Raw genomic sequence first — 849 nt, forward strand, 5'->3', positions numbered from 1 at the left:
CACCATCCGCTCCGGATCACGTGCGGGTCGGTCGGTCATCGGCGGGTCACCGTCCCCTCGCCGCCGCAGCGCGGGCAGGTCATTCGGTCGGCACCGGAGAAACCGCCGTCCTCGTCGGTCTCGACATGGTCCCGTACGATCTCGCCCGTGCCCGAGCAGCGCGGGCAGGTCGTCGTACCGTGATCAACTGAGTGGGAGGCGGTGTAGTCCTTCCCGCCCCGCTTCGTGCTGCCGCTGCCCGACGAAGCTCCACCGCCGGTATTTCCCCGCTTGTTCCACACCACCATCTCAGACTAGACAACATTGCGTGTCCGGGGAAGTGCATGGCGTGCTTCCGCAAGCCATCGATCCATTCCCGCGACAGCGCCAGTTGGACCGACTTCAACCGGCTATACGCCTTCAGTTCGGGTCTGTACCGACTTTCCCTACTTGTTCACGAGCGACTCGGACGGGCCGCCAAGAACAACGGGGCTTCGCCCCGAACCCCGGCCTTCTCTCTGGAGGAGTGGGAGCACCTGTTCGGTTACGGTTGGCGGGATGGGTGCAAGTCCGCTGGCCTCCACCGCCGACCGGGCACCCGAGGGCGACCCCGGAACCTCCCGACCACGCAAGGGCCGACAGCGAAGATCGGACTTGAGTAGACGCCGGCCCTTGCCCGGCCGGGAGAACCCGGGGTAGGGGCAAGCCTGCCCGACCGACGGAGGAGATCAGCTCAGCCCGGGGTTTGTGAAGGGATCTTCACCGGTGCTCACCGTGCCGCATACGCCGCGCCGTGCAGGAGCCGGACGGGCCGCCGCGCTCCGGACTGCGCGTGGCGCTGGCGCGCCATGCTCGCCGGGTGCGTCGTCT

Origin of the sequence: Protofrankia sp. Cr1, from assembly GCF_963555865.1 — a bacterium.
GTDB lineage: Bacteria > Actinomycetota > Actinomycetes > Frankiales > Frankiaceae > Protofrankia.